At 65.1% G+C, this 8,814-nt stretch carries 10 protein-coding genes; 2 read left to right on the top strand and 8 right to left on the bottom strand.

The features are described 5' to 3' along the window. Positions 1-335: 335 nt before the first annotated feature. The 5 genes from AC56LU_RS16525 to AC56LU_RS16505 all read right to left on the bottom strand — a co-directional run bounded on the left by AC56LU_RS16525 (position 336) and on the right by AC56LU_RS16505 (position 3,805). On the bottom strand, positions 336-1,100 hold the full coding sequence (locus AC56LU_RS16525; RefSeq protein ID WP_497176701.1) for an SDR family NAD(P)-dependent oxidoreductase: 765 nt from the start codon (positions 1,098-1,100) through the stop codon (positions 336-338). A gap of 63 nt (positions 1,101-1,163) precedes the next feature. Next, positions 1,164-1,724, bottom strand: a complete 561-nt coding sequence (locus AC56LU_RS16520) for a CPBP family glutamic-type intramembrane protease (RefSeq protein WP_497176700.1) — start codon at positions 1,722-1,724, stop codon at positions 1,164-1,166. A gap of 65 nt (positions 1,725-1,789) precedes the next feature. Continuing rightward, the gene (locus AC56LU_RS16515; protein WP_497176699.1) at positions 1,790-2,311 is read right to left on the bottom strand and encodes a TPM domain-containing protein; all 522 of its coding nucleotides are present in this window, start codon (positions 2,309-2,311) and stop codon (positions 1,790-1,792) included. After that, the gene (locus AC56LU_RS16510; RefSeq protein WP_497176698.1) at positions 2,311-3,180 is read right to left on the bottom strand and encodes a TPM domain-containing protein; all 870 of its coding nucleotides are present in this window, start codon (positions 3,178-3,180) and stop codon (positions 2,311-2,313) included. The genes AC56LU_RS16515 and AC56LU_RS16510 overlap by 1 nt, the downstream gene beginning before the upstream one ends. 13 nt (positions 3,181-3,193) lie before the next feature. Beyond that, complete coding sequence (locus AC56LU_RS16505) at positions 3,194-3,805, bottom strand: LemA family protein (protein WP_497176697.1); 612 nt, start codon at positions 3,803-3,805, stop codon at positions 3,194-3,196. 154 nt (positions 3,806-3,959) lie between these two features. Between AC56LU_RS16505 and pyrF the strand changes: the two genes are divergently transcribed. Beyond that, positions 3,960-4,781: an orotidine-5'-phosphate decarboxylase gene (gene pyrF / locus AC56LU_RS16500; RefSeq protein ID WP_497176696.1), complete on the top strand. Its 822-nt coding sequence runs from the start codon at positions 3,960-3,962 to the stop codon at positions 4,779-4,781. Between the two features lie 55 nt (positions 4,782-4,836). On the opposite strand, the gene sbcB is transcribed toward pyrF, so the two are convergent. Continuing rightward, positions 4,837-6,285, bottom strand: a complete 1,449-nt coding sequence (gene sbcB / locus AC56LU_RS16495) for an exodeoxyribonuclease I (RefSeq protein WP_497176695.1) — start codon at positions 6,283-6,285, stop codon at positions 4,837-4,839. 96 nt (positions 6,286-6,381) lie between these two features. After that, a complete protein-coding gene (locus AC56LU_RS16490; RefSeq protein ID WP_497176694.1) occupies positions 6,382-7,347 on the bottom strand; it encodes a GGDEF domain-containing protein in 966 nt (321 codons plus the stop codon). 117 nt (positions 7,348-7,464) lie between these two features. On the opposite strand from AC56LU_RS16490, the gene AC56LU_RS16485 reads away from it, so the two are divergent. Next, entirely contained in the window at positions 7,465-8,283 is an 819-nt protein-coding gene (locus AC56LU_RS16485) for a helical backbone metal receptor (protein WP_497176693.1), read from the top strand. 42 nt (positions 8,284-8,325) lie between these two features. On the opposite strand, the gene AC56LU_RS16480 is transcribed toward AC56LU_RS16485, so the two are convergent. Further along, a complete protein-coding gene (locus AC56LU_RS16480) occupies positions 8,326-8,700 on the bottom strand; it encodes an HPF/RaiA family ribosome-associated protein (RefSeq protein WP_497176692.1) in 375 nt (124 codons plus the stop codon). Positions 8,701-8,814: the final 114 nt, after the last annotated feature.

Below are 8,814 nucleotides of genomic sequence, written 5' to 3'. Positions count from 1 at the left end.
GGGCGGCCAGCGTTTGCAGGCGCTGCGGCTGGTTGAGCGCAGGCAGTCGTGCGAACCATTTCTTGAAACTGGGTGCTTTCATGGCCGGCTCCCGTCGATGCAGACGGGTGTTCGACCATTAAGGAGCTCAGGAGTTCAATCCTCATCCATAGCTAAAGGTGACAGCGCCTAAAAAAAAGCCCGCTCGAGGCGGGCTTAAAACTATTTTCTTGGAGGAGAATAGTGGAGACAGGTGCAATTATGGTGCGCCGCCAAATATTCGTCCAATTTAGAATACGGATACCAGACATTGATAATTCGCATATCTGTCTAGCGAAGTTTCGAGTAGTGCAGTTTCACTCGCGTACCGGCACCGTATAGTTGAGCGCCATGCGGCCGCCATCCGCGTACAGCGTCTGGCCGGTCATGTACGACGCATCCTCGCTTGCCAGGAACGCACAGATAGCGGCCACTTCCTCCGGCTCGCCGCAACGTCCGAGCGGGGTGCGCGACAGGATCGTGTGGCGCGCTTCCGGGCTGCCGAGCACGGCCTTTTTCGCCAGCTCGGTCAGGATCGTTCCCGGGCCGATCGCGTTGACCCGGATGCCGTACCCGGCCAGGCCGATCGCTGCCACCCGCGTCAATTGGTTGACGCCGCCCTTCGACACCACATACGGCACCTGGTTCGGGATGGTCAACTCGGCGTTCACGCTGGACATATTGATGATGCAACCCGTCTGGCGCTTCACCATTTCGCGCGCGGCTGCCTGGCTGCACAGGAACATCGATTTCAGGTTGATGCGCAACACACGGTCGAAGTCGTCTTCCGTCAGGTCGAGAAAATCGGCCGCGTGGGTCACGCCTGCATTATTGACGAGGATATCGATCTGGCCGAATGCCGCCAGGGTGGCGGCGATCAGCGCGTCCACGTCGGCCTTCAGGCTGACGTCGGCCTGGTAAAAGCGCGCCGCCTCGCCCAGCGCTGCGGCGGCGTCACGGCCCTCCGGGCGGATATCGGCGAGCATGACACGTGCGCCTTCCTGCACCAGGCGGGTGGCGCAGGCCAGGCCGATGCCCTGGCTGGCGCCGGTAACGATCGCGATCTTGTTGGCTAGTCTCATGGCGGGCTTTCAAAAGGGGAAATACCGGCATTGTAACCAGCTGGAAAGAAATGGCCGGTGCTGCTATAGCGCGCCTGGAAACAGACGCGCGACCACGAAGACCAGCAACATGTTATGCAAGGCATGCGCGGAAAACGCGGCAAGAAAGCCGGGGCCGATTCCGGCCCGGCGCGCGGCCACATAGGCCCAGGCCAGGAACAGCCCCCCGAAGAAGGTGCTGATTCCATGAACAAGTCCGCCACTGACATAATGCCCGCCGCCGAACACGAGCGCACTCAACAGGACGCAGACAAGCGGATGTGCGCCGAGCCGCCGGGCGAACTCCACTGGGACGAGTTGACCGAGCAGGGTTTCGATCAGGGGCGCCCAGATGACGGCCAGGGCGAAGACCGCGCCCTGGCCGAGCCCGTCCAGGCTGGATGCGGCAGAATTTCCCCATTGCTCGGGCGGCAGGAGGCGCAGCAAGATGGGCAGCAGCAGGACGGAAGACAGGGTGTTCAGGATGCCCAGGCAAGCGCCGAGCGCGGCCGCGGAGACGAAAGGGCGCTTTTCCAGGCGGGAGCGCCAGCAGGCCAATCGGGGCGGAATGGTCGTGATCCGGTTTGCCAAGGCGTTCTGCTTCATCGGTCTGGAGGGGACTCCAGGCTAGCGGCGCTTCGGCGCCCGACGCCAGACCTGCCTCAAACGCGTCACAGCATCAGCGGCTGGTCCGGCAATTCGTTGGCGCGGCTGCCATTGGCGGGGAAATGCTGGCGCAGCAGTTCGTTGACCTGCCCGATGGCGGTCAGCGTCGCATCGTGGAAACGTCCTTCCCTGAAGCCATCGGTCATGGTACGGCACACGCCCTGCCAGGTGGCGCTGTCGATCTTGCGGTCGATGCCGCGGTCGGCCACGATGTCCACCTTGTGCTCGGCCAGGTTGATGTAGATGAGCACGCCACAGTTGTCCTCGGTGTCCCACACGCCGTAGTCCGCGAACAGGGCCAGTGCGCGCTGGCGGTTGCTCACGCCGTCCCAGGCTTCGTCGAAAGGCAGCGCCTTTTCGACGATCAGCCGCAGCTCGCCGCGGTGGGTCTGCTCGCCCGCCGTGATGGCCTCGCTGATCGCGCTCAGCGTTGTTTCCGGGAAGGCGCGTTTGGCGTCGCCGCTGCTGCTGCCCAGGTGGCGCCACGCGCGCTTGACGCGCTGGCTGAATCCGATCTCGCTGCTCATTACCAATCTCCCGAGGCGCCGCCGCCGTCGAAGCTGCCGCCGCCGCCCGAAAAGCCGCCGCCGCCGAATCCGCCGCCGCCGCCGCCGAAACCGCCGCCCCCGCGTCCCATGCCGCTCATGATGTTGCCGAGGATGATGCCTGTCGCAACATTGCCCAGGCCGCTGCTGCGGCCGTGGCCCCAGTGGTTCGGCGAGAGCCGGCTGCGGCGCGGACGGAAGATCGAACGCAGCAGGGTAAAGCCGATGACCAGCGCCAGGATGCCGAAGATCGAGAAGCCGCCGCCGCTGTCCTGTTGGACCTGCCGCTGCGGCACTTGCTGCTGCTGCGGTGCCGGGAAGCTTTCCTTGTTCAGCAGGGTGGCGATGGCGCCGACGCCGGCCACCAGGCCTTCGTAATAGTGATTCTGCCGAAAGTGCGGTGCAATCACATCCTGCAGGATGCGTTTCGACTGGGCGTCGGTCAGCACCCCCTGTACGCCGCGCCCGGCCTCGATGCGCAGCCTGCGCAGCGCACTCGGGTTGTCGCGCGCCACCATCAAGAGCACGCCGTCGTCGATGCCCTTGCGTCCCAGCTTCCAGGCATCGGTGACGCGGATGCTGAACTGCTCGATCGCCTCGGGCTCGGTCGACTTGACCAGCAAGACGGCGATCTGGCTCCCGGTGCGCGCCTCGTAGTCGGCCAGCACCGCCGTGAGGCGCTCGCGCTGGGCGGCGTCGAGCATCCCGGCTTCGTCGACCACGCGCCCGCTCAGCGCCGGCACCGGCTTGAGCTGGGCGAATGCCGAATTGGCCCCCACCACGGCCAGCATGCAGGCCAGCAGCAGGGCCCACACGTGACGTTTGATACGGCCTTGGATCAGCGCGGGCATCGTGGTCGCGTCCTTATTTGCCGAAGTCGACCGTCGGCGCCGTCGAGATCGCCTTTTCGTTCTCGACCGTGAACGACGGCTTGGTGTCGTAGCCGAATACCATGGCGGTCAGGTTGTTCGGGAACTTGCGCACGGTGACGTTATAGTCCTGCACCGACGCGATGTAGCGCTGGCGCGCCACGGTAATGCGGTTCTCGGTGCCTTCGAGCTGCGAGGCCAGGTCGCGGAAGCTGGCGTCGGCCTTCAGGTCCGGATATTTTTCCGACACCATCATCAGGCGCGAGAGCGCGCCGGACAGTTCGCCCTGCACCTGCTGGAACTTCTGGAATGCCGCCGGGTCGTTCAGCACTTCCGGCGTGATCTGGAAACTGGTGGCGGCGGCGCGGGCGCGCGTCACGGACTCGAGCGTCTCGCGCTCGTGCGAGGCATAGCCCTTGACGGTATTGACCAGGTTCGGGATCAGGTCGGCGCGGCGCTGGTACTGGTTCACCACCTCGCTCCAGGCCGCCTTGGTTGCCTCGTCCTTGGTCTGGAACTCGTTGTAGCCGCAGCCGGACAGCAGTGAACCCGTGAGGATGGCCAGGGCCAGGGTACGGATCCAGCGCGAGAAGAGGGAAGGTGTCATGATCATTCCATGGCAAGTTGTCGAATGGTCAAAATATACATGATGTAAAGATATTTTGGCGCATCATCCGGGCCACCCGATGCTGCGTCGGCCGCCTTCCTGGCTGGCAGGTACAATATTGGGTTTGCCATCATCGACTGCCAAGGGCCCCAAAGTGACATTCATCGACAAACTTACCGCTGCATGGACCCGCAACAATTCCCTGCTGTGCGTCGGACTCGACCCCGACCTGGCGCGTTTTCCGGCCCACTTGCAAGGGCAGCCGGATGCCATCGTCCAGTTCTGCAAGGCGATCATCGACGCAACGGCCGACCTGGCCTGCGCCTTCAAGCCGCAGATCGCCTACTTCGCCGCGCTCGGCGCCGAGGCGCAGCTCGAGGAAATCTGCAGCTACCTGCGCAGCAACTACCCACATATTCCGCTGGTGCTCGACGCCAAGCGCGGCGACATCGGCGCCACCGCGCACCAGTACGCGCGCGAAGCCTTCGAGCGCTACGGCGCGGACGCCGTCACGGTCAACCCCTACATGGGCTTCGATTCGGTCGAGCCCTACCTGGCATGGTCGGAGCGCGGCGTGATCGTGCTGTGCCGCACCTCGAACGCGGGCGGATCGGACCTGCAGTTCCTGGACGTCGGCGGCCGCCCGCTGTACCAGCACGTGGCCCAACTGGTGGCCGAGAAATGGAACCGCAACGGCCAGCTGGCGCTGGTGGTGGGCGCGACCTTCCCGGAAGAGATCGCGCAGGTGCGCAAGCTGGTCGGCGACATGCCGCTCCTGATCCCGGGCGTGGGAGCTCAGGGTGGGGATGTGGAAGCGACCGTGAAGGCGGGGCGCACCGCGGATGGCGCCGGCATGATGATCAATTCTTCGCGGGCGATCCTGTACGCGGCGCCGCAAGCGGGTGAAGATTTCGCGGCGGCGGCGCGGCGGGTCGCACAGGAAACGCGGGACGCGATCAACGCGGCGCGAGCATAATCGGCGCTTGGGGTCATGGTTCGCCCCACCCGTAGGCGGGAACCATGACCCCTCTTCAATACCTGCTCGGGGCGATCATCTCCGCATAGTCGTACAGCGCGCCAAGGATCTCCTCGGCCCGCTCGTCCGCGGTCTCGGACAGGGCGTCGATCTCCATGAACAGCTGGTCCACGGTACGCGCTCCGCCCGCACCCTCGAACAGGCGCGCGGCCCGATGGTCTTCCCACTGCTGCATCTCTGCTTCCGACAAGGTCTGCGGGAAATTGCGCGCGCGGTAGCGGAAGAACAGCTCGCCAAGGCGCTCGTCTTCGAACGAGGGGCGCATGCCGGCCAGCGCTTCCGGCTTTTCGTGGCGCAGCGATTCCAGCTTGCGGCGGTCGCCGTTGCCGACGAAGCCGCCGTACAGGTCTTCGTCAACATCCACTTCGTCGACCGGGGCCGGTTTCTTGAACACCTCGGCCCAGATCGCGCTCATGTTGCGTCCACCGGCAGCCAGTGCTGCATGCGCGCGCGCCTGGTCGACGTCGATGCCCCAGCGCGCCGCCATCGCCGGCTGCAGGGTTTTCAGATTCCCGACCAGCATCGGCGACTTGTTCAGGTGGACGCTCTTGATCGGCAGGCGGGTCATCCCTTCCGGCATGTCGGCGCTGCGGGTGAACAGGCGGGTGCGGATCGTCTCGGCGTCCAGGTCGAACAGCTCGGACGGATCGTGGCGGCAGTCCCAGACCAGGATCTCGTTCTTGTTGGTCGGATGCTGCCCCAGTGGCCACACCAGGCCCAGGCAGCCGTTCTCGACCGGGAACATGCCGGACACGTGCAGGAAGGGCTGGCGCTGGCCCGGGTCCAGGTGCAGGCCCATCTCGGCGGCGACGCGGTCCTTGCGGCGCAGTTCCAGGCAGAAGTCGAACAGCTTCGGCTGCTTTTGTCGGATCAGCCTGGCCAGGGCGATGGTGGCGCGCACGTCCGACAGCGCGTCGTGGGCCGCATCGTGCGCCAGGCCATTCGCGGACGTCAGGTGTTCCAGGCGGAAGCTCGGCTTGCCGTCTTCCTTGCGTGGCCATTCGATGCCGTCCGGACGCAGCGCATGGGTCATGCGCACCACGTCCAGCAAGTCCCAGCGGCCGCAGCCGTTCTGCCACTCGCGCGCATACGGGTCGATCAGGTTGCGCCAGAACAGGTGGCGGGTGACCTCGTCATCGAAGCGGATCGTGTTGTAGCCGACGCCGATCGTGCCGGGCTCGCTGAAGGCGGCCTCGATGCGGCGGGCGAATTCGTGTTCCGGCACACCATGTTCCAGGCAGTGTTGGGGCGTGATGCCGGTGATCAGGCAGGATTGCGGGTCGGGCAGGAAGTCCGGCGCCGGCCGGCAATACAGCATGACCGGTTCGCCGATCTCGTTGAGCTCGGCGTCCGTCCTGATGGCGGCGAACTGGGCCGGGCGGTCGCGGCGCGGGGTCGCGCCGAAGGTTTCATAGTCGTGCCAGAGGAAGGTATGCGTGCTCATGTAGTGCTCATGTCGTTTGTATAGCGGCGGGCAGGCGCCATGGTGGCACAGATCAGGCTGCGCGTCAGCCGTCGGGCTCCGCCTGGACGGCCTTGCTCAAACGCTGACGCGGTCGCGTCCGGCCAGCTTGGCGCGATACAGTGCGGCGTCGGCCGCAGCCACCAGGGCATGCTCGTCGCCCCCCGGTTCCAGGCAGGCCACGCCGAAGGAGCCGGTGACATGGGGCAGGGGCAAGCGCATGTCCGGGAAGACCATTGCCGTGCGCAGGCGCTCGGCCAGGCGTTCGGCCACCATTTCGGCCAGGCCGGGCGGGGTATCCGGCAGCACGGCCATCAGTTCTTCGCCGCCATAGCGCACCGCGAAGTCCGAGGGGCGCAGCGATTCCCGGATCACGTTGGCGGCGCTGGACAAGGCGGCGTCGCCGGCGAGGTGGCCGTGGGTGTCGTTGAAGCGCTTGAAGTGGTCGAGGTCGATCATGATGACCGACAGCGGGCTGCCGTCCTGGCGCGCGCGCGCGGCCAGCTTGGGCAGCATGTCGTTGAGCCAGGCCCGGTTGTACAGGCCGGTGAGGCCGTCGTTGAGCGAGAGCTGGCGGTAGAATTCGCCCAGCTTCTGGCGCCGCTTGAGCTGGGCATTGGCCGCACGCACGCGGAAAGACAGCAGGCGCAACAGGTTACGCGCCAGCACATTGGAGCGGTCGATCAGCTGCCACACCAGGTCCGCTTCGATGACCAGCAGCGTGCAATCGTCCAGCGCCGTCATCGCGGCCAGGTTCACGGCGTCATCCAGTACCGCCTGCTCGCCCACGCTTTCGCCGGACCGCACATGGCTGACGCCACTGTCCTCGTTGCCGCTATGGGCGTCCGGCGCCACTTCCAGCGTGCCCGACAGCACGATGTACAGGCGCGCGCGCAGGCCGTCTTCCACCCGCTGTCCGGCCGCCACCCGGACCACCGCGCACGGGGAGAGCGCTAGCGCGACGAGCGGATCGTCGGCGTCGCGGAACAGCTGCAGGTCGCGCGTGGTGTAAGGGGAAGCACCAAAGGTGCCGATCTGGTTCACAGGGGTTCTCAGGCGGAAATTGTCGTTACGACCTGGAATGATAACTCATGCAACTCGCCTTATCGCAACTCATGAGCGCGCTGGCGTTCCAGAAACAACAGTGGTCAAATGACGGCCATGACGAATCCTGTTCACCTGGTCGACGCAGTCGGCCGCCAACATGTTCCCGCACCCGACGCCCGCATCGTGTCGCTGGTGCCCTCGATTACCGAACTGCTGTGCGATCTCGGCCTGGCCGCGCAACTGGTTGGCCGTACGGGCTTCTGCATCCATCCGCGCGAGGCCGTGGAAGCGATCCCGAAGGTCGGCGGTACCAAGGACGTCAACATCGAGAAGATCCGCAAGCTGGCGCCGACCCACCTCGTGGTCAACATCGACGAGAACGAAAAGCCGACCGTGGAGCAGCTGGCGCAATTTGTCCCCAACATCGTCGTCACCCATCCGCTCGCGCCGCGCGACAACCTGGCGCTGGCGACCCTGATGGGAAGCATCTTTGGGACGGAAGACAAGGCGCAGCGCTGGTGCGCGGCCTTCGAGCAGGAATATGCGGCCTTGCGCACGCTGCGCGCATCGGCTGTTGCAGCGCCGCGCACCGTTCTGTACTGCATCTGGCAGGATCCGTGGATGAGCGTGTCGAAAGACACGTATATCGCCGCGATGCTGGCCGAGCTCGGCTGGCAGGTGCCGTCCCTGGGCGAGGCCCGCTACCCGTGCTTCGCGTGGTCGGAAGCGCTGGTGCACGGGCTCGATGCCGTGCTGCTGTCCACCGAACCCTACCGCTTCACGGAAGCGCACGCGGACGCGCTCGAGAAGCAGCTCGGCATCCCGGTTTTTTTGGTCGATGGGGAAATGATGTCGTGGTACGGCAGCCGCGCGCTGGCGGGCCTGCGCTACTTGCGCGAACTGAGGGCGATGCTGGAGGGAAGGGCGGGCTGAAAACGCACGCCCAGGAGCAGGGCGTGCGTCCGGCAAGACCGGTCAGGAATCGGTCAGGTGCTTGTCCGACAAAGGATCCTCGACGACCGGAGCGGTATGCTTGTTCTTGTCCTGCAGGCGGCCAAGGGCGCTGTCGAGGGCGCGTGCCAGCTTGCTGCCGGCGTTCTTGATCGACTGGTGCAATTCTTCGGCGTGCTCGTGAACGACCACCGGCTGGTAGCCGCGTACACGCGCTTCCATCATGCAGGAATTGCCGCCGTCGGCATGCTTTTCACGGTTTTCGTTGCTCAGGTGGACTTCGACACTGGTGAGATGGTCATTGAAACGGCCGATCGCGCCGTTGACCACCGCGTGCACGTGTTCTTCCAGACCTGGGCTCTTGCTGATAGTACGGTCGGTATTAACATTAATTTGCATAGATTCGCTCCTGTTGTCATAACGATTACATCTTACCTGCAGCGCGATTTCAGCCGCGTCCCGTTATGACAAGTGGGGCCGGTCCGGCAACTTGCAAGGCCGACCACATCCGCT

The sequence above is a fragment of the Telluria sp. PB2R4 genome (genome assembly GCF_059685695.1).
Note: the sequence above shows the minus strand (reverse complement) of the source record. Positions and strands in the feature narration are given on the sequence as shown.